The organism is Streptomyces sp. NPDC126499 (assembly GCF_040302485.1).
In the GTDB taxonomy this organism is placed as follows: Bacteria; Actinomycetota; Actinomycetes; order Streptomycetales; family Streptomycetaceae; genus Streptomyces.
On sequence record NZ_JBEOUO010000016.1, the window covers coordinates 121,578 to 147,500 of the forward strand.

Genomic DNA, 25,923 nt, shown 5'->3' on the forward strand with positions numbered 1-25,923 from the left:
GCGTAGCTGTGAGTATCTACTGCTTGGCAGACTGCCACCAAAGGTGTGGTGTGCGCTGGGAAATCGGCACAACGCACGTGTGCGGGACGGCCGTGACGGCGGCCGTCCCGCACACGTATGCGGCTCCCGGTGGTCGGGGGTGGGGTGGTGCGGACCTGCGGATGGTGCGGACGTGCGGACGGTGCGTGGTGCGGTGGTGCGTGGTGCGGTGGTGCGTGCTGTTCTCGTGTGTGCTGCGGTGGTGCGGGTGCGTCACATGGCGGCGCGCGCCATGGTCCCGCGACGCGGCTGGGACGGCACGCCGCCCGCCGCCGCGTTACGACGGGGCTGCGCGCCCACGCCGTTCTGGACGTCCATCACGGCGTGCGCCACGAGGCCGCCCATCGGGTCGTGCCGGATCAGGTCGCGCAGCCGCGACCGCGACGACCGTCCTTCGTTGCCCGGGTACAGGTGCTTGCCGAGACCCACCGCGTGGGCCAGCGCGGCGAGCGCCGCGGTCCGCGGGTCCGGCGGGACGCCGGTGCGGATCGCACTGTCCAGCCGGGCCCTTATCTCCCGGCTGATCGCCGTGTCCGTCGCCTGGTAGCGAGTCGTCGGCAGCACCCCGCACATCTGGCCCTCCACGGCGTGCACCATGCCGCAGCGTTCCAGATGCGAGAGATACGTCTGGCGAAGCCCCAGTCGGGGCCCGCCGATCCAGTGGACGGCCCGAACCGGGCTGCCGCGCCTGCGCAGCAGCTCCAGTGCGGAGTCCAGAGTCGGATCTCCGGTCGGCCGTGGCATCACCACGGCGATACGATCCCCGTCAGGGGCTATCCGTCCTGCCAGAGCCAGCTCCACTAGCTGTGCTCCGGCCAGGCCCAGGTCGAGCGACTGCGGCTGCGCTGTGGTACCCGTGGCCGGGTCCAGAGCGAGCAACAGAAGCTCCTCCGGAAGTGTTCTGCGGCTCCTGCCCATCCATGCCTCCCCGCGTGGATGAATGACAGGGTGACCCCTCTCACATTCATCTGTCGAGAGTGCCTGGTCGGTTCGTACGGGAACCGGCAGGTATGTCGTTCTCGTCTAGCGGGGGAGCCGAGGGGTTCACACAGGACACTGGTAGACGGTTCGGACGTACGCATGAGCGATGGAGGAGGCACGGTGGCGGGCGAGTCCCCCGACAAGTCGGAGCAGCGGGAGAGCGCGGTCGGCGGCGACGGCAAGGACCCGCGGCTGTCCGTACTCCAGGGCCGGGTGGACGAGCCGACGGCCGTCTTCAAGGCCCTGGCCCCGCGCACGGCACCGGAGGACGCGCCTTCGGCGTCCGAGCCTTCGGTGACGAAGCCTTCGGCGACGGAGGACGCGGAGGAGGACGCCGGCGAGACGGCGGCGGTTGCGGAGGAGCCGGAGACGGAGTCGGAGTCGGGGTCGGGGTCGGAGGCGGCGGCTGCGGCTGGGGCCGGCGGCGAGACCGGCGAGACCGATGGCGAGACCGGCGGCGAGGGCGAGCGTCTGCGGGACGCCGTCGCGGCGTGGGTGTCGACGAGCGGGGACGCGGAGCAGCCGACGGCCGAACAGCCGGCGGCGGAGAAGCCCGAGGCCGAGAAGCCGGAAGCCGAGAAGCCGGAGGCGGAGACCGTCGCCGAGGCCGCGTCGGGCGCCGACGGTGAGGGCGGCGCCGGCGCCGGCGCCGATGCCGACGCCGATGCCGGCCGCGCCGGGGCGTGGTTCGCCGCGCGCAAGCCGGCCGGGGCCGCGTCGGAGCCGAAGCCGAAGCCCGAGCCGGAGACCGCGCCCGAGGCGAAGCAGCCCGAGCCCGAGCCGGAGGCCGTGCCCGAGGTGAAGCAGTCCGAGCCCGCCGCCGAGCCGGCGGAAGCGCCCGAGTCGCGCCCCGTCGACCAGCCGACCGCCGTCTTCAAGGCGCTCAAGCCGCCCGCCGAGCCCGCCGCCCCGGCCGGTCCCGCCCAGCCCGGACAGCCTGCCGGCCCCGCTCAGCCCGCCCGGCCCGCCGCGCCCGCCGGGCCGCCCGTCGATCAGCCGACGACGGCCCTCAAGCTGCCGCAGTCCACCTTCCGCCCGCTCCGGGGAGACATCACCCAGGAGCAGCCGAAGCCCGCGCCCGCGTCGGCGCCGCGGCCCGCGGCCGCCGCCGGACCCGTACCGCCGCCGTCGCTCAGCGAGCCCGAGCGGACCCGGCAGCAGCCGCTGCCGCCCCGTCCGCCGCTGGAGATACTCGCCGAGCTGACGAACACCCCGCCGCCGCCGGAGACGCCGCTGCGCAACACGGTCCGGCGGGTGAAGATCTGGACCCCGCTGGTCCTGCTGCTCCTGATCGTCTTTGCGGTCGTACAGTTCGTGCGGCCGCTCCCGGAGCCCAAGCTGGTGCTCTCCGCCGCCCCCACGTACACCTTCGCGGGCGGCGAGCTGCGCATGCCGTGGCCGTCCGAGGGCCAGGGCGCCGCCGAGGTCGAGGGCGTCGGTTCGCTCGGTACGTACGGGCCGCAGAAGCCCGCCCCGATCGCGAGCGTCGCGAAGACCATGACGGCGTACGTGATCCTCCGCGACCACCCCATCAAGGGGAAGCAGGAGGGCCCGCAGATCGCGGTCGACAAGACCGCCGGCGAGCAGGCGAAGGCGAAGGACGAGTCGACCGCCCAGATCAAGGAGGGGCAGACCTACTCGCAGAAGGAGCTCCTGCAGCTCCTGATGATCCCGTCGGGCAACAACGTGGCGCGGCTGCTCGCCCGCTGGGACGCCGGTTCGGAGGCCGCGTTCGTCGAGAAGATGAACGCCGCCGCCAAGGAGCTCGGCATGACGGACTCCACGTACACGGACCCGTCCGGCCTGCAGTCGACGACCGTGTCGACCCCGCTCGACCAGCTGAAGCTGGCGAGGGCGGTCATGCAGTACGACGTGTTCCGCCAGATCGTCGACACGCCGGACATCGTCATCGACGGCATCCCCAACAAGATCATCAACAACAACTCGATCCTGCTGGAGCCGGGCGTCACCGGCATCAAGACCGGCTCCTCCACCCCGGCCGGCGGCAATCTGCTGTGGGCGGCGAACACGGTCGTCGACGGCGAGAAGCGCCGCATCCTCGGCATCGTGATGGGCGCCAAGGACGCCCCCGAGCTGTGGCAGAAGCTGGAGCTGGCCATCCAGAACAGCCTCAAGCTCATCCAGAAGGCGCAAGCGGACGTCACGTCCGCAGCCGTGGTGAAGAAGGGCGAGGTCGTCGGCTACATCGACGACGGGCTCGGCGGCCGTACGCCGGTCGTGTCGACCAAGGACCTCAAGGCCGTCGGCTGGCCGGGCCTGAAGGTGGACCTGCGGCTCGGCGGCACCGGCAAGGCGCTCCCGCACACCGGCAAGGCCGGGGACGTCGTCGGCGAGGTGTCGATCGGCACCGGCACCGGCCGGGTCAGCGCCCCGGTGGCGCTGAAGAACGACCTGGCCGAGCCCGGTTTCGACAAGAAGCTGACCCGACTGGGCTGATCCGGACGGGCGCCCGGGGGCTCCCCGGGCGCCCAGCTGTTAGCGTTCCGACGGGGACGAGGAAGGGCCAGTCGAGGGCGCACGGGAAAGGGCTTGCAGTTGACCACCGCCGAGCCGACACGCGCCGCCGTGTCTCCACCGGAGCCCGCACCCGAGGCCGCACCCATGGACTCTTCCTCCCCCTCTTCGTCATCGTCGTCTTCGCCTTCGCGAATAGAACTTCCGGCCCCCCGCCTCTCGGCGGAACAGGCCCCGCCCGCCCGTCCCCGGCGACGGAGGCGGCGGTATCCGGTGCTCGTCGCGACCGGCGTGGCCGCGCTCACCCACGTCCTGTGGTTCTTCCTCTTCGCCAACAGCGGCGGCGATCTGGCGGCGCAGGACGCGTGGGCGGAGTTCGTCGGACGGCACCCGGACTCGGCGTACAACCTCGCCTGGTACGGGGGGATGCACCCGGTCTCGTACAGCGTGGTGTCCCCGTACGTGATGTCCCTGATCGGCGTCCGCTCGACGATGATGATCGCCGGGACGGTCTCGGCCGGTCTGACGGCGCTGATCCTGGTGCGGGTGCGCGCGGTGCGCAATCCGATGGCGTGCGCGCTCGCCGGCGTCTTCGCGTTCCTGTGCAACGCGCTGTCGGGGCGGGTCACCTTCGGCCTCGGCATGATGTTCGCGCTGGGCGCGGTCGCGGCGGTGTTCTGCTGGCCGTACCGCTGGCGCTACCGGCGCTGGGCGAAGGCGGCCGTCGCCGCCCCGCTGGCCGGGCTCGCGACCGCGTGCAGCCCGGTCGCCGGGCTGTTCCTGGGCGTGGTCGCCGCGGCGCTCTTCCTCAACAAACGCCGCCCGGGCGCGTACGCCCTCGGCCTCGCGCCGGTCGCGGTGGTGGCGCTGTCGGCGTGGCTGTTCCCCTTCTCGGGCACCCAGCCGATGAGCCTGATGTCGACCAGCCTGCCGTTCCTCTTCGGCGTCCTCGTCCTGGTGCTCGTGCCGCGGGAGTGGCGCACGGTGCGCACGGCGGCGGCCGTGTACGCGGCGGGCACGCTGCTCACCTGGCTGGTGGACTCCCAGATCGGTTCGAACGTGAGCCGGCTGGTGATGCTCTTCGCGGGCGTGGTCCTGCTCGCGGCCCTGCCCTACGCCCGGCCCCGCTCGCGCCGCTGGTACGCGGTGGTGCTGGCCTTCGTCGGCCTGAACGTCTGGATCGGCTTCAAGGGCGTCGACGACGTCATCCGTACGGCCCCGGACGCCTCCTGGGCCCGGGAGGTCGCGCCGCTGATCAACCAGCTCCAGGTGCGCGGCGCCGAGAAGGCCCGGGTCGAGGTCGTCCCGGCCTCCAGCCACCGCGAGTCCTCGGCCCTGGCGCCGTACATCAACCTGGCCCGCGGCTGGAACCGGCAGGCCGACATGGAGCGCAACCCGCTCTTCTACGACGACACCCTCAACGCCACGAACTACCACGACTGGCTCGGCCGGTGGGCCGTCCACTACGTCGTCCTGCCGACGGGCGCGCCCGACTCGGGCGCCGAGCGGGAGGCGGAGCTGGTCGGCGACGGCCTGCCCTACCTGAAGCAGGTGTGGTCCGACGCCAACTGGCGCCTCTTCGAGGTCACGAACCCCACCCCCCTGGCCGACCCGCCGGCCGAGGTGCAGCGCGCCGAGGCCAACGAGGTCGTCATCCGCCTGGACGCCCCGGGCCGCGTGAGGATCCGCGTCCCCTACTCCCCGTGGCTGGCCCTCCTCGACGAGCACGGCGCCAAGATCGAACCCCCGCAGGAGACGGAGGCCTCGAAGAAGGCCCGCGAGGAGTCCGAGACGGAGCTCCCGAAGGTCTTCGCCAACGTCCACGGCTGCCTGCTGAAGGCGGAACCGGACGCGGAGGGCGACGAATGGACCGAACTCCTCGCCCCGAAACCCGGCACCTACCGCCTGGCGGCCCCGTACAAACTCTTCCCACGGGGGACGACGTGCCCGGAGGAGCTGCGCTGAGGGCCCTCGCGCAAACGCGAAAGACCCCCGGACCGTGACGGTCCGGGGGCCTTTGCGCTGGTGCCCCCGGCAGGATTCGAACCTGCGACACCCGCTTTAGGAGAGCGGTGCTCTATCCCCTGAGCTACGAAGGCTGGGCGTGCGGTCAGTGTAGCGGGTGGGGGTGGGGTGGGGCGGGGATGGTGTGGTGGGTGGGGGAAACGGCGAAAGCGCCCCACCCGGAGGTGGGGCGCTGGGCCTGGGGAGCGTGGGGGATCAGTAGCGGTAGTGGTCCGGCTTGTAGGGGCCTTCGACGGGGACGCCGAGGTAGGCGGCCTGGTCGGGGCGGAGGGTGGTGAGCTTGACGCCGAGGGCGTCGAGGTGGAGGCGGGCGACCTTCTCGTCGAGGTGCTTGGGCAGCACGTAGACGTCGGTCGGGTACTCCTCCGGCTTGGTGAAGAGCTCGATCTGGGCCAGGGTCTGGTCGGCGAACGAGTTCGACATGACGAAGGACGGGTGACCGGTCGCGTTGCCCAGGTTGAGCAGACGGCCCTCGGACAGCACGATCAGGACCTTGCCGTCCGGGAACGTCCAGGTGTGGACCTGCGGCTTGACCTCGTCCTTGACGATGCCGGGGATGGCGGCGAGGCCGGCCATGTCGATCTCGTTGTCGAAGTGGCCGATGTTCCCGACGATGGCCTGGTGCTTCATCCTGGCCATGTCCGAGGCCATGATGATGTCCTTGTTGCCGGTGGTGGTGATGAAGATGTCGGCGGTCTCGATCACCTCGTCGAGGGTGGTGACCTGGTAGCCGTCCATGGCCGCCTGGAGGGCGCAGATGGGGTCGATCTCGGTGACGATGACGCGGGCGCCCTGGCCGCGCAGCGATTCGGCGGAACCCTTGCCGACGTCGCCGTAGCCACAGACGACGGCCGTCTTGCCGCCGATGAGAACGTCGGTGGCACGGTTGATGCCGTCGATCAGCGAGTGACGGCAGCCGTACTTGTTGTCGAACTTCGACTTCGTCACGGCGTCGTTCACATTGATCGCCGGGAACAGCAGCGTGCCGGCCTGCATCATCTCGTAGAGACGGTGGACACCGGTCGTGGTCTCCTCCGTCACACCGCGGATGCCGGCGGCGATCGCCGTCCAGTCGAGGGAGGTGTTCCGCAGGAGTTCCAGGATGACCCGGAACTCCTCGTTGTCGGCCGTCGACGGGTCGGGCACGGCCCCCGCCTTCTGGTATTCGACGCCCTTGTGGACGAGGAGGGTGGCGTCACCGCCGTCGTCGAGGATCATGTTGGGTCCGTCGGCGTCGGGCCAGGTCAGGGCCTGCTCGGTGCACCACCAGTACTCCTCCAGCGTCTCGCCCTTCCAGGCGAAGACGGGGATGCCGGCGGCGGCGATGGCGGCGGCGGCGTGGTCCTGGGTGGAGTAGATGTTGCAGGACACCCAGCGGACCTGCGCGCCGAGCGCGACGAGGGTCTCGATGAGGACGGCGGTCTGCACGGTCATGTGGAGGGAGCCGGTGATGCGGGCGCCGGCGAGCGGCTGGGTGGCGGCGTATTCGCGGCGGATCGCCATCAGGCCCGGCATCTCGTGCTCGGCCAGCGTGATCTCCTTGCGGCCGAACTCCGCCAGACCGATGTCGGCGACCTTGAAGTCGGTGAAGTCAGCGTTCGGCTGAGAGGACATGCTCGGCGCTCCTAATGCTGTGGGTGCTCAGGGGGTTGTGGGTGCTGAGGGTGCTGTGGGTGTTCTGGATGTTCTGGTGGATCTCGAGGGTCGCGAGGGACTTGTTGAGCGTGATGTAGTGCAGCCCCGGCGCGCCCTCGGCGAGGAGGCGCTCGGCCATGAGGGTGGCGTGCTCCACGCCGATGCGGTGTCCGTCGCGCGGGTTGTCGCGGGCCGCCTCCAGGCGGTGGGCCAGATCCTCGGGGAAACTGGCGCCGCTGAGCTCGGCGAACCGGCTGATCTGCCGTACGTCGGTGGCGGGCATGATCTCGGGGATGATCGGGGTGTCGCAGCCCGCCACGTCCACGCGGTCGCGAAGGCGCAGATAATCCTCCGGGTCGAAGAACATCTGCGTGATCGCGTAGTCCGCGCCCGCCCGGCACTTCGCGATGAAGTGCCGGATGTCGCTCTCCCAGTCGGGTGAGCGCGGATGGCGCTCCGGGAAGGCCGCCACGCCGATGCCGAAGTCGCCCAGTCCGCGGACCAGGGAGACCAGTTCGTGGGCGTGGGTGAAGCCCTCCGGGTGCGGGATCCAGGGGGCGTTCGGGTCGCCCGGCGGGTCGCCGCGCAGAGCGAGGACGTCCCGCACGCCCGCGTCCGCGTACTGGCCGATGATGTGGCGCAGTTCGGCGACCGAGTGGCCGACCGCCGTCAGATGGGCGACGGGCCGGAGGGTCGTCTCGGACGCGATGCGCTTGGTCACCTCGACCGTACGGTCCCGGGACGAGCCGCCCGCGCCGTACGTCACCGAGACGAAGGTCGGCGACAGCGCCTCGATCCGCCGGATCGCGTCCCACAGGGTCTGCTCGCCCTTGTCGGTCTTCGGCGGGAAGAACTCGAACGAGAAGGAACGGGTCCCGCTCGCGAGGACGTCGCGCACGGTGGTCATCGGCGGCCTCCCGCGTTGAAGTAGCTGGCCTCGGGGTGGTGGACGACGAAGGCGTCCGTGGACTGCTCGGGGTGCAGCTGGTACTCCTCCGAGAGGACGACTCCGATCCGCTCGGGCTTGAGGAGTGCGGCGATCTTGGCGCGGTCCTCCAGGTCGGGGCAGGCGGGATAGCCGAGGGAGTAGCGGCAGCCCTGGTACTCGGTGCGGAGCATGCCCGCGAGATCCGCCGGCTCCGAGGTGCCCGCGATGCCCCACTCGGCGCGGACCCGACCGTGCCAGTACTCGGCGAGGGCCTCGGCGAGCTGCACGGACAGGCCGTGGAGCTCCAGGTAGTCGCGGTAGGAGTCGGACTCGAAGAGCTGGGCGGTGGCTTCGCCGATCCTGGATCCGACGGTGACCATCTGGAGGGCCAGGACGTCGGTCTCTCCCGACTCCTCGGGGCGGAAGAAGTCGGCGAGGCAGAGGCGGCGGCCCCGCTGCTGGCGGGGGAAGGTGAAGCGGGTCCGCTCGCCTCCGTCCTCGTCCAGGACGATCAGGTCGTCGCCCTTGGACACGCAAGGGAAGTAGCCGTACACCACGGCCGCTTCCAGGAGGTGGTCCGTCTGCAACCGGTCCAGCCACATGCGCAGACGCGGCCGGCCCTCCGACTCGATGGTCTCCTTGTCCTTCAGGCCCCACTGGCCCTTGAACAGCGCCCCTTCGTCCAGCCAGGACGCGTACTCCGCCAGCTGGATCCCCTTGACGACCCTTGTCCCGAGGAACGGCGGTTCCGGTACGGGGTTGTCCACCGCCACGTCGCTACGGCCTGCCGGCTCCGGCTCGCGCACCTCGTCCAACAACGGCGTCTCCCGCTTGGGCACCCGGCGCTGCTTCAGCTCCGGCAGACTCGCCCCCGGAACCCCCCGCTTCACCGCCATCAACGCGTCCATCAGCCGCAGGCCCTCGAACGCGTCGCGGGCGTACCGCACCTCGCCCTGGTAGATCTCGTGGAGATCCTGCTCCACATACGCCCTGGTCAGAGCAGCGCCGCCGAGAATCACCGGATACTTCTCCGCAAGCCCCCGGCCGTTGAGCTCCTCCAGGTTCTCCTTCATGATCACGGTGGATTTCACGAGGAGCCCGGACATGCCGATCACATCGGCCTGGTGCTCCTCGGCTGCTTCCAGGATCGCGGAGACGGGCTGCTTGATCCCGATGTTGACCACGTTGTAGCCGTTGTTGGAGAGGATGATGTCGACGAGGTTCTTGCCGATGTCGTGGACGTCGCCCCGGACGGTCGCGAGGACGATGGTGCCCTTGCCCTCGTCGTCGGTCTTCTCCATGTGGGGTTCGAGGTAGGCCACCGCCGTCTTCATGACCTCCGCGGACTGGAGGACGAAGGGCAGCTGCATCTGGCCCGAGCCGAACAGCTCACCGACGACCTTCATGCCGTCGAGGAGCGTGTTGTTGACGATGTCGAGGGCCGGCGTGGTCGTCAGGGCCTCGTCGAGATCGGCCTCCAGGCCGTTCTTCTCGCCGTCGATGATCCGCCGCTTGAGGCGCTCCTCCAGCGGCAGCGCGGCCAGCTCCTCGGCCTTGCCCGCCTTCAGCGACTTCGTCGTCGCGCCCTCGAACAGGGCCATCAGCTTCTGCAGCGGGTCGTACCCCTCCCGCCGCCGGTCGTAGATCAGGTCCAGCGCCGTCTGGACCTGCTCCTCGTCGAACCGCGCGATCGGCAGGATCTTCGACGCGTGCACGATCGCCGAGTCCAGACCGGCCTTCACACACTCGTCGAGGAAGACCGAGTTCAGCAGGATGCGGGCGGCCGGGTTCAGGCCGAAGGAGATGTTCGACAGACCGAGCGTGGTCTGCACGTCGGGGTGGCGGCGCTTCAGCTCACGGATCGCCTCGATCGTCGCGATGCCGTCCTTCCGCGACTCCTCCTGACCCGTACAGATCGTGAACGTGAGGGTGTCGATGAGGATGTCGGACTCGCGGATGCCCCAGTTCCCCGTCAGATCGGCGATCAGCCGCTCCGCGATCGCGACCTTCGCCTCGACCGTCCGCGCCTGGCCCTCCTCGTCGATCGTCAGGGCGATCAGCGCGGCCCCGTGCTCCTTGGCCAGGGCCGTGACCTTCGCGAACCGCGACTCCGGCCCGTCACCGTCCTCGTAGTTGACCGAGTTGATGACCGCCCGGCCCCCCAGCTTCTCCAGACCGGCCCGGATGACCTCGACCTCGGTGGAGTCCAGCACGATCGGCAGCGTGGAGGCGGTGGCGAACCGGCCGGCGAGCTCCGCCATGTCCGCGACACCGTCACGGCCGACGTAGTCGACGCACAGGTCCAGCATGTGCGCGCCCTCGCGGATCTGGTCGCGGGCCATCTCCACGCAGTCGTCCCAGCGGCCCTCCAGCATCGCCTCACGGAACTTCTTCGACCCGTTCGCGTTCGTCCGCTCACCGATCGCCAGGTAGGAGGTGTCCTGCCGGAACGGGACCGTCTGGTACAGCGACGCCGCACCCGGCTCCGGACGCGGATCCCGCACCGGCGGCACCAGACCCCGCACCCGCTCCACCACCTGCCGCAGATGCTCCGGCGTCGTACCACAGCAACCGCCCACCAGCGAAAGGCCGTAGTCCCGTACGAACGCCTCTTGGGCGTCGGCGAGTTCGGCCGGCGACAGCGGGTAGTGCGCGCCGTCGGAGGTGAGCACCGGCAGGCCCGCGTTCGGCATCACCGACAGCGGGATGCGGGCGTGCTTCGACAGATAGCGCAGGTGCTCGGCCATCTCCGCCGGCCCGGTCGCGCAGTTGAGGCCGATCATGTCGATGCCCAGCGGCTCAAGCGCCGTCAGCGCCGCACCGATCTCCGAACCGAGCAGCATCGTCCCCGTCGTCTCCACCGTCACCGAGCAGATGAGCGGGACGTCGGCGCCCAGGGTGGCCATGGCACGGCGGGCGCCGATGATCGACGCCTTCGTCTGGAGGAGGTCCTGGGTGGTCTCCACGAGCAGGGCGTCGGCGCCGCCGGCCAGGAGGCCCTCGGCGTTCTGCTGGTAGGCGTCGCGCAGGGCGGTGTACGGGGCGTGCCCGAGGGTGGGCAGCTTGGTGCCGGGGCCCATGGAGCCCAGCACCCAGCGCTGCTGCCCGGTCGTCCGCGTGAACTCGTCGGCGACCTCGCGGGCGATCCGCGCGCCCGCCTCCGACAGTTCGAAGACCCGCTCCGGGATGTCGTACTCGCCGAGCGCGGCGAGGTTGGCGCCGAAGGTGTTGGTCTCCACGCAGTCCACGCCGACGGAGAAGTACTCCTCGTGCACGGAGCGGACGATGTCCGGCCGGGTGATGTTCAGGATCTCGTTGCAGCCCTCCAGCTGCTGGAAGTCGTCCAGGGAGGGGTCCTGCGCCTGGAGCATGGTGCCCATGGCGCCGTCGGCCACCACGACGCGGGTGGCGAGTGCCTCGCGGAGGTCGGTCATCACGTGCCGTCCAGGGAAGTCGGGGAGGTCGGGGAAGTCGAGGAGGTCAGGGGGGTGAGGGGGGTGAGGGGGGTCCGGGATTCCGGCGGCTCCGAGGCCGTCAGGGCGTCCAGTGCCGGGGCGAGGTCGGCGGCCGCGGCCGCGCCGTACGCGCGCTCGGCGGTCTTCAGGAGGTCGCGCGGGTCGAGCGGGTACGCCTGCGAGCCGACCGCCGACAGGGCCGACGACGCCACCACGCAGCCCAGCCGGGCGGCGGCGGGCAGCGGCAGCCCGTGGCTGAGGGCGGCGAGGAAGCCGGCCCGGAAGGCGTCGCCCACCCCGGTGGGGTCGGTGATCGTGGCGTCGGGGACGGCGGCGACGAGGAGCGGGTCGTGGCCGGCGCGTTCGACCCGTACGCCGTCGCCGCCCAGGGTGGTGACCCAGGCGCCGACGCGGGCGAGGACGTCGTCGCGGGCCCAGCCGGTGCGTTCGAGGAGGAGGGCGGCCTCGTACTCGTTGGTGAACAGCCAGCGGGCGCCGTCCACCAGGTCGCGCACCTGGGGGCCGTCGAGGCGGGCGAGCTGCTGGGAGGGGTCGGCGGCGAAGGGCAGGCCGAGGTCCCGGCACTCGCGCGTGTGGCGGAGCATCGCCTCGGGGTCGTTCGGGCCGACCAGGACCAGGTCGGGGCGCGGGCGCCCGTGAAGGACGCCCGCCAGGTCGATGTCGCGGGCCTCCTGCATGGCACCGGCGTAGAACGCGGCGATCTGGTTGGCGTCCTCGTCGGTGATGCACATGAACCGGGCGGTGCCGTGCTCGGCCGAGACGTGGACGGCGCCGGTGTCGACGCCGTGCTCCTTGAGCCACACCTCGTACTCGGCGAAGTCGGCCCCCACCGCCCCGACGAGGAGCGGGTCGAGGCCGAGGCGGCCGAGGCCGAAGGAGATGTTGGCCGCGACCCCGCCCCGGCGCACCTCCAGCGCGTCGACCAGGAAGGACAGGGACACATGGGCGAGTTGGTCGGGGATGAGCTGGTCCGCGAACCGCCCGGGGAAGACCATCAGATGGTCCGTGGCAATGGATCCTGTCACCGCGATACGCACATGAACTCCTGAACTCCTGTGCTCCTGGGAAGGGGTGGCCGTCACCGGTCGGACGCCGTCGGCCGGCGGTGCCGGCCACCCCGGGGGTCGGGGATGCCGGAGGCGTCGGACGCCCCCGGCGGCCTTGAGGGTCGCCGGAGGTGTCAGACGCCGGCGGCGGCCTTGAGGGCCTCGGCCCGGTCGGTGCGCTCCCAGGTGAAGTCGGGGAGTTCGCGGCCGAAGTGCCCGTAGGCGGCGGTGGCCGCGTAGATGGGGCGCTTCAGGTCGAGGTCGCGGATGATTGCGGCCGGACGGAGGTCGAAGACCTGGGTGATGGCCTGCTCGATCCGCTCCTGGGAGACGGTTCCGGTGCCGAAGGTCTCGACGAAGAGGCCGACCGGCTCGGCCTTGCCGATGGCGTACGCGACCTGGACCTCACAGCGCCGGGCGAGCCCGGCGGCGACGACGTTCTTGGCGACCCAGCGCATGGCGTAGGCGGCGGAGCGGTCGACCTTGGAGGGGTCCTTGCCGGAGAAGGCACCGCCGCCGTGGCGGGCGTAGCCGCCGTACGTGTCGATGATGATCTTCCGGCCGGTGAGGCCGGCGTCGCCCATGGGGCCGCCGATCTCGAAGCGGCCGGTGGGGTTCACGAGCAGGCGGTAGCCCTCGGTCTCCAGCTTGATGCCGTCCTCGGCGAGCTGGGCGAGGACGTGCTCGACGACGTGCTCGCGCACGTCCGGGACGAGCAGACCGTCGAGGTCGATGCCCGAGGCGTGCTGGGAGGAGACGACCACGGTGTCCAGGCGGACCGGGTGGCTGCCCAGGTACTCGATGGTGACCTGCGTCTTGCCGTCGGGGCGCAGGTACGGGACGGTGCCGTTCTTGCGGACCTCGGTGAGGCGGCGGGAGAGCCGGTGCGCGAGCTCGATCGGCAGCGGCATCAGGGTGGGCGTCTCGTCGGTGGCGTAGCCGAACATGATGCCCTGGTCACCGGCGCCCTGCGCGGCCAGCTCGTCGCCGGCGCCCTCGACGCGGGACTCGTAGGCGGTGTCGACGCCCTGGGCGATGTCGGGCGACTGGGCGCCGATCGACACCGAGACGCCGCAGGAGGCGCCGTCGAAGCCCTTCGCGGAGGAGTCGTAGCCGATCTCGAGGATCTTCTCGCGGACGAGCGTGGCGATGTCCGCGTACGCGGCCGTGGTGACCTCGCCCGCGATGTGGACCTGGCCAGTGGTGATCAGGGTCTCCACGGCGACGCGCGAGGCCGGGTCCTGGGCGAGCAGGGCGTCCAGGATGGTGTCGCTGATCTGGTCGGCGATCTTGTCGGGGTGGCCCTCGGTCACGGACTCCGAGGTGAACAGGCGGCGGGACATGTCTCTCCAGGAAGGTGGGTGCGGAAGGTGGGTGGGTGGGGCGGCGGAGCGGGTGGGACCAGTCGGCCGTGCGGCCGGCTCAGTCGGTGCCGCGGAAGACGCACGGGTCCGGGGCCTCGTGTTCCTCCCCGGCGAGCAGCGCCGGCCGTACGAGGGCGCGGCCGGGACCGTGACCGGGACCCGGACCGGTGTCGGTCCCTGCCCCGAGGGCGGAGGTGTCCTCCGCCGGGGCATCGTGCCCGCGAGCCGGGGACACGTGCTGGGCGCACGGCGGTACGACCTGGTGCTCGCCGGTCCGCGCGACGACGGGGCCGCCTGTCCGGACGTGCTCGTGCTCCGCTGTCTCGCGGGTGTCTGGCGTCTCAAGCGTGTCGATGCTCATCTCTGCCCGTCTCTCGGTGGCTTCGGTGGCTTCGGCGGCTTCCGTGTGGCGCGGCTCCGGTCGGGAGTCACGGCACGGGGACCGGCGGGCTCACCGGCCGCGCGGCGGGCCGCTGGGCGGGTGCCGCGTCCCGGGCGAGCAGGCAGTCCTCCAGGAAGCCGAGGGCCTTGAGGTGGTAGGTGCGCGCCGCCCAGCCGAGGCTCAGGTTGTGCCCGGCGTCCGGCTGGTGGTCGATCACGGTCTTCGGAGCGGCCAGCGGGCGGCGCAGTTCGGCCAGGGCGTCCTCGTCGAACAGCCACCACTGCTCCTGCTCGGCGAAGGTGAAGCGGACCGGGATCCGCACCCGCCGCGCGATCCCCGGGTACATGGCGGGCCACAGCGGCCCCTCCCGCGCCTCGAGTTCGGGCACGGGCGAGACCAGGTGGCGGCCCTGCCGGAAGGCGTCCGGCGGGTAGAGCCGCAGCGAGCCCCAGTGGCGGCGCCAGTCGCCGTGGCCGTTCTGCCCCGGGAGCTGGTCCGTGCGGACGGCGAGGCGACTGCCGAGGCCGGAGATGTCCAGGCCGAGGAGCGACCGGCCGCGTTCCTCGGCGGCCGCGGCCAGGGCGAGCTTGCCGCCGTTGGAATGGGCCACCACGAAGATGCCGGCGCCGGTGTCGTGCCCGGCGGCGAAGTCGGCCAGGGCGTCGTGCAGCGTGGCCGCCTGTTCCGCCAGGGACTGGCCGCGCGGCAGCCAGGGGGCGGAACTGCCGTAGCCGGGGCGGTCGACGGCCAGGACCGTGTAGCCGAGGTCGGCGCCGAGGGCGAGCAGCGAGAGGCCGGGGCGGGCCCGGCTGTCGAAGTAGCCCGCCCGCATGCCGCCTCCGTGCACCGCGACCACGACGGCCCTCGGCCGGCCGGAACGCGGCTCGGCGATCAGTCCCGACAAGGGGATCCCGGCGGCGTCGAGGGTGATCTCGCGGGTCCCGGAGGCATCGGCGTTCAGCGGTTGTGGGGACATGGGATCAACAACTCCGGGCGGTAGGAGGTCTCCGGATGCCGTCACCGCCCTCATTTCCTGACCGTGGCCAGGCACCGGGTGAGACGGCGGCGTACCAGACGGCGCACCAGGCGGTGGACGGGAACGCCGGGCTCACCTGGGTACGGCGGCGCCGGGCGGGCCCGGCCGCCCGGGGACGTGACCGGGGCACCGGCCCGGGGCGCGCTCACGTCGGGCGACCGCATCAGCGGCGGGCGTCGTCGCGCCAGCTGCGCGGCGTGCCGGTGCGGGTGCGCCGTTCGAGCCGGCGCCAGCGCGCCGTGCGGCGGACGGGGGCGTGCTCGGCGGTCTCGTCCGCGGCCGGTGGCGTCTCCGCGAGGGCGGCGGTGCGGGCGAGCAGCACGGCGGTGAGGGCGGCGAGTTCGGCCGCGTCGGGGCTGCCCTTCTCGATGCGCAGGAAGGTGCTCGCCGGGTTCGCCGGGTTCACCGTGTTCGCCGGGTCGGTCGGCTCCATGGAAGGTGGCATGGGCGTCGTCTCCGAGGTCGTAGGAACGGAACGGATCGGATCGGATCGGATCGGATGAAAGATCGGATCGGATCGGATCGAGGACCGGATCGGATCGGGGATCCGGTCGGGGATCGGATCGGGAAAACGCGAACGCCGCGCGAGCTCGCCGGTCCGTGGCGGGGGATCCAGGAGGACCGGCGAACTCGCGCGGCGAGCTCGGGTGGTGCGGTGGTGCGGTGGTGCGGTTATGCGGTCACGGCACGACCTGGTGACGAGAGGTGCCGTGACGTCCCGTCGCGTCGTACGGTCAGCCGGCCGTGGGGCCCAGCGTGCCGACGAAGCGGCCGGTGAACAGGTCCTGGCCCTTGTACTGGGAGACCATCTCGGCCGGGGCGACGAACGGGCCCTCGGGCGAGGGGAGCTGGCCGACGCCGCCCTTGGTGCCGAGCGGCAGCAGGATCATCGGGAAGCCCAGCGGCTGGTAGGTCTCCGTCGGCTCCTCGCCCTTGATCTGGGCGATGATGTTCTTGGCGACGACCTCGGCGTGCTGCATCGCGTAGCCGGCCATCTTGGCCTCGGCGACGTCGGTGATGTCGCCGACCGCGTAGACGTGGTCGTGGCCCTTGACGTTGAGCTTCTCGGTGACGGGGACCTGGCCCTGCGCGTTGAGGGCGGTGAGCTTGCCGTCGGCGAGGTAGTCGTTGTTGGTCGTGGTGCCGTAGGCGCGGTACCAGACGTCGGCGGTGATCTCGTCGCCGGCGGTGGTGGTGACCGTGAAGGAACCCGCCTGGCCGGACTGGGTGCCCGGCTCGGCCGTCAGGCTCGTACCGAGGCGGACCTCGATGCCCAGGTCGGCGAGCTGCTTGTGCAGGTCCTCGACCACCTCGGGCTTGAAGCCGGGGAGCAGCTCGGTGGCCGGGTCGACGATGGTGACCTGCTTGGCCGGCCAGACCTCCTTGATCTCGCCGGCGAGCTCGAGGCCGACGGGGCCGGCGCCGAGGATGAGGATGCGGTCGGCCTGGAGCAGCTCCTTGTGGGAGGTGCGGAAGTCCTCGAGCGCCTCGGAGACGTTGGGGGCCGCCGGGTTGGCCGGGTAGGGGTAGCTGGAGCCGGTGGCGAGGACGACGTAGTCCGCCGCGACGTGCTCGCCCGAGGCCAGGGTGACACCGGTGGGGTCGACCGACACGGCACGGTCCTGGATGACCTTGCCCTGGGTGACCAGCGTCTTGAAGGGGAAGAACATGTTGGGCGCCCACTCGGGCTGGGCGAGGGCACGCAGCGATCCGGCCACGTTGGCGAAGGCGTCACGCGGGTCGATCAGGACGACCTCGGCCTCGTTCTCCAGGGCCTTGGCAACCGCGGCGCCCCCGTAGCCTCCGCCGACAACGGCGACCTTACGACTCATGATTCACGCTCCACAAACCAATGAAACTGCGACGGGTTCTGATGAATGACGCTAGTGGTTCGCACTACGAACCACAACACATAAGAAGTGCAAGAACTACAGATCTTTGTTAAGAAAGAGAAGTTCCTGCTACGAACTTTCGATATTCGCGTGCTACGGTGTTCCCGTGGCCAAGCGTGATGACGACGGCAGGATGGGGCTGGCGGCCGCACTGGTGCGGTCCTCGTTCCTGGTGAACGCCGTGTATGCCCAGGCGGGCCGTGAGCACGGCCTCACGCCGCAACAGGGCCAATTGCTGTGCGTATTGATGGCGCAGCCGTACGGCATGGGCGAACTCTGCTCGATGCTCGGCCTCGCCAAATCCAGCCTGACCGGACTGGTGGACCGCACCGAGAACAACGGCCTGGTGCGGCGCGAGCCCGATCCGCGCGACAGCCGTGCGGTACGGGTGGCGCTCACCTCCCGGGGCGCCCGGCTCGCCGACCGGTTCTACACCGATGCCTGCCGGCGCATCGAGGAGCTGCCGGCGGGACTCGACCCGGGCGAACGGGACGCGCTCACCGGCCTCCTCGCCCGGGTCGTCCTGGACAACGACGGCCCCGTGGTCTTCGTGGAACCGGACCACGGGGCTGCCGCGGCCCGCGGCTGAAGGGCCCGCACGCCCTCCCGCCGCCCGCGCCCGGGAGCCCGCACGCGCCCGGGAGCCCGCACGCCCCCGGGGCGCCCGCGCTCACGCCGTACGCCGTCCTCATGCCGTAACGCCGTCCTCATGCGCACGCCGTCCTCACGCCGTACGCATGCCGCGGACCATCTCAGGCCGCGAGCAGGCCCTGCGTGTACGCGAGCGCGGCCGGCTCGAACTGCAGGGCCGCGTGGGAGCCCGCCGCGTGGACGTCACGCCAGATCCGCTGCATCGGGTGGGCCGCCGCCTGCCCGCGCGTCCCGGTCACCCGGAACAGCCGGTCCACCGCGCCCACCAGGATCTCCACCGCCAGCGTGGCGTCTCGGTGGCTGCGGAAGGCCGCGCCGTCCTCGGCGAGCCCGCCACCGTCGGCGGTCTCGGCGACCCGCGCGAGCAGCAGCGCCGCCGCGTCGATCTCGCCCGCCGCGCGGGTGTAGGCGATCCGGGCCGAGTTCTGGGCCGCCGCGCGCGCCCCGCTCGGCTGCCGGCCTAGCTGCTCCGCCACCAGACGCAGGGCGGCGCGGGCCGCGCCGAGGATCGGCGCCGCGAAGGTGAGGCCGTTCACCGCGAACAGCGACGCCGCGTGCACGGCGGACCCGGTCTCCGACGGCAGGACGCCCTGCCGCATGTCGTCCCAGACGAACGACCGGTACTCCGGCACGAACGCCCGCTCCACCAGCAGGGTGTGGCTGCCGGTGGCCCGCATGCCCAGCGTCGACCAGGACACCTCGTGCGTGAACGAGTCCTTCGGCACCGCGAACACCCGGATCGAGCGGTCGCCCTCGCGCGGCGGCGCCGAGCTGAGCAGCGCCCAGTCGGCGAACTCGACACCGCTGACGTACAGCCACTTGCCCGACAGCTCCCAGCCGCCGTCCACCGGCTCCGCCTCGACACCGGCCGCGACCATCGAGCTCACCAGCCGCGTGTCGGGGCCCTTGGCCCACACCTCCTGCCGTCCCTCGTCCGGCAGGAAGGCGCTGAACCGCCCGTTGTACGCCCACAGGGAGGCGAGCCAGGCGGCGGACGTGCAGCCCTCGCCGATCGTGGCGACGGCCCGCGTCACCGCCCCGAAGGTCGCCGTGGCCGCCGGGAAGCCGTCCGGCCGGACCGGCGCGAAGGCGGCGGCGAAGCCCGCCGCGCCCAGCGCCTCCACCGTGCCGTCGGCGAGCCGCCCGGCGGTGTCCGCCTCCGCCGCCCCGCGGCCGGCCGTGCCGGCCGCCGCCTGAAGCGCCTCGGCCTCGTGCCACGCGTCCCGGGCCGCCTGAAGGGCCTCGGCCTCGTGCCAGGCGGCCGGGGCCGCCTGAGCCTGGTCGCCGTTCACGCGCGCTCCCTGATGTACTCGATCTCGCTGAAGTAGAGCTCGACGGTGACGCCGTCGAGGCCGTCGATCGCCGACGGCTCCTTCGGCCGGCCGAGGAAGGCGCGGAAGCTCTCCTCGTCCTCCCACTGGGCGAGCTTGACGACGTGCTCGCCGTCCAGACCGCGGTGCACGGCGTGGGACACATAGCCGGCGGTGGTCGAAAGCTCCGGCGGGTCGTACGTCATCTCCTTGAGCACCGCGTCCTGGTCCTCCGGCGCCGACCTGACCATGATCACCACGGTGAACAGGGGCCGGTCGAGGGAGATCCGGGGCTCGGGCAGCCAGGTGTGGACGACCTCGCACGGGATGTTGTCCAGGCGGGAGACGTTCAGGGCGCTGCCGAGCCGGCCCTGGGTGGCGCGCTCGCTCATGAAGGCGTCGTACGCCTCCTTGCTCTCCCACTGCGCGTAGTTGATCACCGAGCGGCCGTCGAGGCCGCGGTGGAAGTTGCCGGAGACCAGGCCCGGCTGGACGTTCGCCGGCGGCAGGCTCCGCCACTGGTCGAACAGCACCTTCTGCCCGTCGGGGCCGTCGGTGTGGAAGATGTTGAACAGCGTGAAGTAGCCGTCCTCCACCCTGATGGAACTCATGGGATCTCCCTGGTTTTCAGGCGGCGCGCCGGTGCGGGCGCGCCGTCTCAGGCGGCGTACGGGCGCGTCGTGCGGGCGTCCTTGAGGGCGGACGCCCACCACTGGAGCTTTTCGAGCATGACCTTCGCGGGGACGGCGGCGTCGGGCGCGCGCAGCACGCCGTCCTCGCCGATGTGCTGCCACACGCCGTGGAAGCTGACCGTGTCGCGGATCGTGGCGGCGTGCAGCTCCGCGAAGACCAGGCGCAGCTGCTCGACGGCCCGCAGCCCACCGGACAGTCCGCCGTAGGAGACGAACGCGACCGGCTTGGCCTGCCACTCGGCGCGGTGCCAGTCGATCAGGTTCTTCATCGGGGCGGTGAAGCTGTGGTTGTACTCGGGGGTGATCACGACGAACGCGTCGGCCGAGCCCAGGCGTTCGGCGACGGAGGCGAGCAGCTCGGCGGACGCGGTGTCACCGGGTTCCCGCGTCAGCGACAGCGGCAGTTCCACGTCGGCCAGGTCGAGGACGTCGACGTCGTACATCGCGCAGGACTCGGCCTCCTCGACGAACCAGCGCGCGACGGCCGGACCGGTGCGGCCCACGCGGGACGAACCGATGATCACGGCAAGGCGCAGTGTTTCCTCGGACATGTTTTTCCTTCCTGTGAGCCGGAACCAGACACGGCGAGGGGTACGGGAGCACGGGTGCGGGGCGCGAGGGGCCGCGTCCCCGCACCCGTGCGGACGGACCGTGCGGTCGGACCGTGGGGGCGGTCCAGGGCAGTGGTCCGTCGTCAGGGACCGTCGTACGGGCCCGTCGTCAGGGACGGCCGCCGCCGTGGCGGATCGCCTGCATCTGGGCCACCCACACGTCGGCGTCGTCGGCCCGCTGGCGGAAGGATTCGGCCGAGCCCTGGTGCGTGAAGACGTGGATCCGGTTCTCCTCGATGGCCTCGACGGCGGCCTTGGCCACCTGCTCGGGCTCCAGGACCTCGGAGACCTCCTTCAGCTTCGCCAGCTGCTCGTTGCTGCTGACGCTCGCCTCCAGCATCGGGGTGTTGACCGCCTGCGGCATCAGGCACGAGACGCCGAGACCCCGCTGTCCGTACTCGACGGCGAGGTACTCCGCGAACGCGACGGCACCCATCTTGGCGACCGAGTACGGCGCGGCGCCGAACGCGGTGAGCACTCCGCAGGCGGCGATCGTCTGCACCAGGTGGCCGCGGCCGGCCTCCAGCATCGCCGGGACCACCGCCCGGGCCGCCCACACGTGCGACATCATGTTGACGTCGAGGGCGCGCTTCCACTCCTCGTCGGAGGCGTCGAAGCTGCCGGTCACGGTCAGGCCCGCGTTGGACACGAAGATGTCGACGGAGCCGAAGTGCTCCCGGCTGCGGTCGACGAGCGCGCGGATCGACGCCTCCTCGGCCACGTCCGCCTGCACCGCGAGCGCCCTGGGTCCGATGCCGGCGGCCACCCGCTCGGCGCCCGCCGCGTCGATGTCGGAGACCACGACTCCCTTGGCGCCGGCGGCGACCAGGGCTTCCGCGATGGCCTTGCCGATGCCGCTGGCGGCTCCGGTGACGACCGCGACACTGCCTTCGACCTTCATGTCACAGGCTCCCGAACGGGTTGGTGATCACGTAACGCCACTCGCCGCGGGCGTTCTTCTTCAGGACGTCGAGGCCGCGTCCGGTGCCGGTCATCTCGGGCTTCGAGGGCACCTCGATGCTCCAGTCGACGACGAGCGCGGCGGTGTCGCCCACGATGTAGCTCTCGGCGACCTTCGCCGACAGCTGCGGTTCCAGCTTCAGGAACTCGGCCACGGCGGCGCGGTGTTCGGCGCCGCTGACGGCCTTGCCCGGCTCCCAGACGGCCGCGGCGCCCGGCGCGTACACCGCCATGATGGCGTCGACGTCGCGGGCGGCGTAGGCGTCCAGGTAGCGCTGGTTCATCTCGGCGGGATCGGCGAGATCGGCGGAATCGGCGGGCACGGTGGGCTCCGCGGCGTCGGCGGGCTCGGCCGCCTGCCCGGGAGTGCCGGTGAGGTGCAGCTGCCGCACCTCCAGCTCCTTGGCCAGGTAGGCGTCACGCCCGGCCAGGAACTCCTCCATGTACGGCTGCGCGAGGTGGGCCGCCAGGTCCTCGCGGGTCGCCCAGATCTCGTAGAACACGAACAGGTTCGGGTCCTCGGCGTCCTGGTTGATCCAACTGCCCAGGCAGCCCCGCTCGGCGCGCGAGCGCTCGGCGAAGGAGACGAGCAGGGCGCCCAGTTCCTCCGCCTTCTCCGGCTTGGCGTGGGCGAAGCCCACCGCCGACTGGATCTCGTTCTGCATGATGTCGGGCTCCTCAGCCGAGAAGGGTGCCGCCGGTGGCGTCGACGAACGAACCGGTCATCCAGCGGGCCTCGTCGGAGGCGACGAACGCGACGATGTCGGCGACCTCGTCCACCGTGCCGACCCGGTTGAAGGTCGAGAGGGCGGACATCTGCTTGAGGGCCTCGGGGTCCTGGAAGACCGGGTCGCCGTTGTCGGTGACACCCGGGGCGACGGTGTTGATGGTGATGTTGCGGGGCGCGAGCACCGGGGCCATGTGCAGGGTGATCTGCTCCAGGGCACCCTTGCTCATCGCGTACGCGATCTGGATCGGGAACGCGGAGTGGGTGACGCCGGAGGAGACGTTGACAATGTGGCCGCCGTCCGGGATCAGCTCCAGGGCCTTCTGGATGAGCAGGAACGGCGCCTTGGCGTTGATGTTGTAGCAGTTGTCCAGGATCTCCTCGGTGACCGAGGCCGGGCCGGCGCCCGCGAAGCCGGTGGCGGCGGCGTTGTTCACCAGGATGTCGAGGCGGTCCGAGCCGGTCAGCTCGACCAGACCGGCCTTGGTGCCGTCGAGCAGCTGCTCGATCGCACCCGGCTGACCCAGGCTGGCCTGCACGGTGAAGGCGCGGCCACCGGCCTCCTCGATGAGCGCCACGGTCTCCTTCGCGGCGGTCTCGTTGCCGGAGTAGTTGACCGCGACGACGGCGCCGTCCTTGGCGAGGCGCTGGGCGATGGCGCGGCCGATGCCCCGGCTGGCGCCGGTGACGAGCGCCGTCTTGTTCTCAAGCCTGCTGCTCATGGAAAACCCTTCGGAATGAGGAGAGAAGAAGTCGAATGAAGAGGTGGGGGGTGGAGGGGGTGTGGGGGGTGCGGGGCGGGGGCCGGGGCCCGTCGTACGGATCTAGCCGGCGTGCTTGGCGACGGCCTCGCGCACGGCCGGGGCGATCTCGCCGGCCCAGCGGCCGAGGGACGCGAGATCGGGGGTGCCGCCACGGGGCGAGAAGAGCATGAAGCCCGACGCGCCGTGCTCGACGACCGCGCCGGTCAGCTCCTCGGTCCACTGGCCGACGCTGCCACCGATCCAGCGCCCGTCGCGGTCGCGGGTGCAGGCCAGCGGCCGGTCGGTGATCTGCCCGGGGAAGTTGAAGACGGTGCGGACCTCGCGAGGGTCGCGGCCCACGGACCGGGCGGCCTCGTCGACGACCGGGCGGGAGGCGCGGTAGCGCGGGCTGAGCCAGTCCGCCGCGTGTCCCGGGATCCAGCCGTCGGCCACCCGGCCGGTGGCGGCGAGCGACTTGGGGCCGACCGACCCGGTCCACACCGGCGGCGCCGGGACGGGAGCCGGGTCGATCTGCCGGACCTGGTAGTGCCGGCCCTGGAAGGTGACCGGCGGGCCGCCGCCGGACAGCTTCTTGACGAGGACGATCGCCTCCTCGAAGGCGTCCACCGCCTCGGCCGGGGTGAGCGGTTCGACGCCCATGTCGGCGATCCGCTCCCACAGCCCGCCGGCGCCCATGCCGAGCACGACCCGCCCGCCGGAGAGCGCGGACAGCGTCGTCACCGCCCGCGCGAGCATGGCGGGCGGCCGGGTCGGCAGGTTGCTGACGTTGGCGAAGCCCGCGAGGTGCTGCGTACGGCCGATGACGAAGCCGACGGTGGCGTACGCGTCCAGGCGCTGCCCCACGTAGGGGTGGTCCGACAGGGAGAAGAGGTCGAGCTTCTCCCGGTCCGCGAGCTGGGCCATCTCGAGGAGGACGGGCGCCTCGCCGATGACGCTGTGCGCGCCGAAGCCGAAGACGACGGAGCGTGCGGACGGTGTTGTTGCCAAGGGGGTGCCCTTCACTTCTGTACGGAGGTACGGGTCGGGTCCGTACGGGTCACGTCCGTATGGATCACGTACGGGTCGCTTCCGTACGGGTCACGTACGGGTCACTTCGTACGGGTGGTGTGGAACTCGTAGCGGCGGCCCGCTCCGGCCTCGGCCTGCCCCATGTACTCCAGGAGCGGCTCGATCTCCGCCTTGATGTGGACCAGCGCCTCGGCCTCCGAGGCCCACTCGGACAGCAGGAAGATGCCGTCGTCGGCCGAGGAGACGTGGAAGTTGGCGGCGATGGCGCCGGGGTAGGCCCGGTCCTCGCCGACGGTCTCCTCCTCCTGCCCGAGGAGGCCGTCGACCCAGGCGCGGGCGGTCTCGCCGGGCCGCATCGCGAAGAAGGCGGCCGGGTAGCAGCCGACCTCCGGGAGCGGGTCGGGCAGGACGGTGGGCTGCACCCTGCGGTACAGCTGGTACGTCGCCGGGGCGCCCGGCTCGTAGCCGAGGGCGCGCCAGTCGGGGCGCAGCGCGGCGTAGGCGGCGCGGACGGCCGACTCGTCGCCGGCGTCGGCCGTCCACTGGGCGTAGACCAGCAGCGACGTGCCGTCGGTGCCGTAGAACAGGGACACGGTCGCGAGGCCCTCGGGCCACGCGGCGGCCTCCCAGTGCGCCACGACCGCGGCGCCGGCTTCCCGCAGGCGCTCGGGGTCGCCGGAGGTGACTTCCTCCACCAGGGCGGTGGTGACGTCCGGGCGGCCGATCTCCGGCCGGACGTCCGACGTGCTCGGCATCGTCGACTCCTCTTGAATGTCGGTCTGTCGTGGGCCGGGGGATCAGGCGCGCTTGCGGCCGATGACCAGGACGTCTTCGTGCAGCCCGTCGACCTCGACGGTCTCGGGCTCGAAGCCGGCCTCGCGCAGCCAGCCGTGCAGGGCGTCGGCGGAGTACTCGTGGCCGCCGCGCGACCAGACGAGCATGGTGAGACCGGCGAGGGCGCCGTGCATCGACGGCTGCTCGCCGCCCGCCATCGGGTCGTAGACGAAGACGGCGCCGCCCGGCTCCAGGGCGTCGTAGGCGCGCTTGAGGAGGGTGAGGCGGTCCTCGACGCCCCAGTTGTGCAGCACGTGGCCGAAGACGAGGACGTCGGCCTTGGGCAGGTCGTCCTTGAAGAAGTCGCCGCCGTGGAAGGTGAGCTCGGTGTCGCCGAGCCGGTCCATGTGCCGCTCGAAGGCGGACTGGAGCGGCGGCAGGTCGAAGACCGCGCCCTTGAGGTGCGGGTTGTGCTTGACGACCTCGTGCGCGAAGTTGCCGCGCGCGCCGCCGATGTCGACGAAGGAGCTGTAACCGCTCCAGTCGATGCGGCTGAGGGCCTGCGCGATCGGGGCGCTCAGCAGGTCCATGCTGTCGAGGAAGCCGTCGGTGGCCTCGGCGTCCGCGTACAGGCTGTCGTACGGGTTGCCGGCGACCGCGGCCTGGTTCTGCGGCTTGCCGGTGCGCAGCGAGTCGGCCAGGCCGTTCCACGCCGGGTTCAGCTCCTGCTCGCAGAAGTGCAGGTAGCCGCCGAGGTAGGCGGGGCGGCCCTTGACCAGGAAGGCGTCGCTGACCGGGGCGTTGGTGAACTTCCCGTCGGCGGTCTGGAGCAGGCCGAGGTGGACGAGGCCGGCGAGCAGGTCGTTGGTGCCGCGCTCGACCAGGCCGAGGCGCTCGGCCAGCTCGGCCGTGGTCGCCGGGCCCTTGGAAAGCTCGGTGAACAGGTCGTACTCGACGGCCGCGAGGAGCATCCGCGACTGCCAGGAGCCGAGGATCAGGCCCATGATCGGGCCGGGGTTCACGGAGGTGTCGGGCGTGTCGACTGCCATGGTGGTGAATCTCCTTGGGATGAGGAAGCGGAGCGGAGCAGAGGGGTGACGCGGGTCGTACGGGCCGGTGAGCGGGGTACGGGTCAGTGGGTCGTACG

22 protein-coding genes and 1 tRNA gene are annotated in these 25,923 nt (G+C 71.5%); 3 read left to right on the forward strand and 20 right to left on the reverse strand.

Features of this window, described 5'->3' with window-relative positions:
- Positions 1-252: 252 nt before the first annotated feature.
- Positions 253-957: a GPP34 family phosphoprotein gene (locus ABTZ91_RS23810; protein WP_345487354.1), complete on the reverse strand. Its 705-nt coding sequence runs from the start codon at positions 955-957 to the stop codon at positions 253-255.
- A 162-nt stretch (positions 958-1,119) separates the two neighbouring features.
- Here ABTZ91_RS23810 and ABTZ91_RS23815 point away from each other — a divergent pair, with 162 nt between their 5' ends.
- Both ABTZ91_RS23815 and ABTZ91_RS23820 read left to right on the forward strand, forming a co-directional pair.
- Entirely contained in the window at positions 1,120-3,477 is a 2,358-nt protein-coding gene (locus ABTZ91_RS23815) for a D-alanyl-D-alanine carboxypeptidase (protein ID WP_352079235.1), read from the forward strand.
- A gap of 165 nt (positions 3,478-3,642) precedes the next feature.
- Positions 3,643-5,460 carry an MFS transporter gene (locus ABTZ91_RS23820; RefSeq protein WP_352079236.1) on the forward strand — a complete coding sequence of 606 codons (1,818 nt, stop codon included), beginning with the start codon at positions 3,643-3,645 and terminating at the stop codon, positions 5,458-5,460.
- Positions 5,461-5,518: 58 nt separating this feature from the next.
- Here ABTZ91_RS23820 and ABTZ91_RS23825 read toward each other — a convergent pair.
- The 10 genes from ABTZ91_RS23825 to ABTZ91_RS23870 form a co-directional block, all read right to left on the reverse strand.
- Positions 5,519-5,594: transfer RNA gene (locus ABTZ91_RS23825), tRNA-Arg, on the reverse strand.
- Positions 5,595-5,715: 121 nt separating this feature from the next.
- The gene (gene ahcY / locus ABTZ91_RS23830; RefSeq protein ID WP_352079237.1) at positions 5,716-7,134 is read right to left on the reverse strand and encodes an adenosylhomocysteinase; all 1,419 of its coding nucleotides are present in this window, start codon (positions 7,132-7,134) and stop codon (positions 5,716-5,718) included.
- On the reverse strand, positions 7,112-8,062 hold the full coding sequence (gene metF / locus ABTZ91_RS23835) for a methylenetetrahydrofolate reductase [NAD(P)H] (protein WP_352079238.1): 951 nt from the start codon (positions 8,060-8,062) through the stop codon (positions 7,112-7,114). The genes ahcY and metF overlap by 23 nt, the downstream gene beginning before the upstream one ends.
- Entirely contained in the window at positions 8,059-11,517 is a 3,459-nt protein-coding gene (gene metH, locus ABTZ91_RS23840) for a methionine synthase (protein WP_352079239.1), read from the reverse strand. Before metH ends, metF begins: the two co-directional genes overlap by 4 nt.
- Positions 11,517-12,596 (reverse strand): carbohydrate kinase family protein, encoded by a 1,080-nt coding sequence (locus ABTZ91_RS23845; protein WP_352079240.1) that lies wholly within the window; start codon positions 12,594-12,596, stop codon positions 11,517-11,519. Before ABTZ91_RS23845 ends, metH begins: the two co-directional genes overlap by 1 nt.
- 143 nt (positions 12,597-12,739) lie before the next feature.
- Positions 12,740-13,948 (reverse strand): methionine adenosyltransferase, encoded by a 1,209-nt coding sequence (metK, locus tag ABTZ91_RS23850; RefSeq protein ID WP_352079241.1) that lies wholly within the window; start codon positions 13,946-13,948, stop codon positions 12,740-12,742.
- Between the two features lie 79 nt (positions 13,949-14,027).
- The gene (locus ABTZ91_RS23855; RefSeq protein WP_352079242.1) at positions 14,028-14,330 is read right to left on the reverse strand and encodes a hypothetical protein; all 303 of its coding nucleotides are present in this window, start codon (positions 14,328-14,330) and stop codon (positions 14,028-14,030) included.
- A gap of 67 nt (positions 14,331-14,397) precedes the next feature.
- Positions 14,398-15,327, reverse strand: coding sequence for an alpha/beta fold hydrolase (locus tag ABTZ91_RS23860; RefSeq protein WP_352079243.1), 930 nt, complete (start codon positions 15,325-15,327; stop codon positions 14,398-14,400).
- Positions 15,328-15,550: 223 nt separating this feature from the next.
- On the reverse strand, positions 15,551-15,832 hold the full coding sequence (locus tag ABTZ91_RS23865; RefSeq protein ID WP_352079244.1) for an acyl-CoA carboxylase epsilon subunit: 282 nt from the start codon (positions 15,830-15,832) through the stop codon (positions 15,551-15,553).
- 289 nt (positions 15,833-16,121) lie between these two features.
- A complete protein-coding gene (locus ABTZ91_RS23870) occupies positions 16,122-17,219 on the reverse strand; it encodes an FAD-dependent oxidoreductase (RefSeq protein ID WP_352079245.1) in 1,098 nt (365 codons plus the stop codon).
- Positions 17,220-17,412: 193 nt separating this feature from the next.
- Between ABTZ91_RS23870 and ABTZ91_RS23875 the strand changes: the two genes are divergently transcribed.
- Entirely contained in the window at positions 17,413-17,868 is a 456-nt protein-coding gene (locus tag ABTZ91_RS23875; RefSeq protein WP_352079275.1) for a MarR family transcriptional regulator, read from the forward strand.
- A 163-nt stretch (positions 17,869-18,031) separates the two neighbouring features.
- On the opposite strand, the gene ABTZ91_RS23880 is transcribed toward ABTZ91_RS23875, so the two are convergent.
- From ABTZ91_RS23880 to ABTZ91_RS23920, 9 genes are all read right to left on the reverse strand, one after another.
- Positions 18,032-19,222 (reverse strand): acyl-CoA dehydrogenase family protein, encoded by a 1,191-nt coding sequence (locus ABTZ91_RS23880; RefSeq protein ID WP_352079246.1) that lies wholly within the window; start codon positions 19,220-19,222, stop codon positions 18,032-18,034.
- Complete coding sequence (locus ABTZ91_RS23885) at positions 19,219-19,851, reverse strand: antibiotic biosynthesis monooxygenase family protein (RefSeq protein WP_352079247.1); 633 nt, start codon at positions 19,849-19,851, stop codon at positions 19,219-19,221. Before ABTZ91_RS23885 ends, ABTZ91_RS23880 begins: the two co-directional genes overlap by 4 nt.
- 47 nt (positions 19,852-19,898) lie before the next feature.
- Positions 19,899-20,483 (reverse strand): NAD(P)H-dependent oxidoreductase, encoded by a 585-nt coding sequence (locus ABTZ91_RS23890; RefSeq protein ID WP_352079248.1) that lies wholly within the window; start codon positions 20,481-20,483, stop codon positions 19,899-19,901.
- A gap of 169 nt (positions 20,484-20,652) precedes the next feature.
- Positions 20,653-21,444, reverse strand: coding sequence for an SDR family oxidoreductase (locus tag ABTZ91_RS23895; RefSeq protein ID WP_352079249.1), 792 nt, complete (start codon positions 21,442-21,444; stop codon positions 20,653-20,655).
- A gap of 1 nt (position 21,445) precedes the next feature.
- Positions 21,446-22,168 (reverse strand): antibiotic biosynthesis monooxygenase, encoded by a 723-nt coding sequence (locus ABTZ91_RS23900; RefSeq protein WP_352079250.1) that lies wholly within the window; start codon positions 22,166-22,168, stop codon positions 21,446-21,448.
- 13 nt (positions 22,169-22,181) lie between these two features.
- Positions 22,182-22,952, reverse strand: a complete 771-nt coding sequence (locus ABTZ91_RS23905; protein WP_352079251.1) for an SDR family oxidoreductase — start codon at positions 22,950-22,952, stop codon at positions 22,182-22,184.
- A gap of 102 nt (positions 22,953-23,054) precedes the next feature.
- Positions 23,055-23,981 carry an LLM class flavin-dependent oxidoreductase gene (locus tag ABTZ91_RS23910; RefSeq protein ID WP_352079252.1) on the reverse strand — a complete coding sequence of 309 codons (927 nt, stop codon included), beginning with the start codon at positions 23,979-23,981 and terminating at the stop codon, positions 23,055-23,057.
- A gap of 101 nt (positions 23,982-24,082) precedes the next feature.
- Entirely contained in the window at positions 24,083-24,757 is a 675-nt protein-coding gene (locus ABTZ91_RS23915; RefSeq protein ID WP_352079253.1) for a hypothetical protein, read from the reverse strand.
- Positions 24,758-24,799: 42 nt separating this feature from the next.
- Positions 24,800-25,825 (reverse strand): methyltransferase, encoded by a 1,026-nt coding sequence (locus ABTZ91_RS23920; RefSeq protein WP_352079254.1) that lies wholly within the window; start codon positions 25,823-25,825, stop codon positions 24,800-24,802.
- Positions 25,826-25,923: the final 98 nt, after the last annotated feature.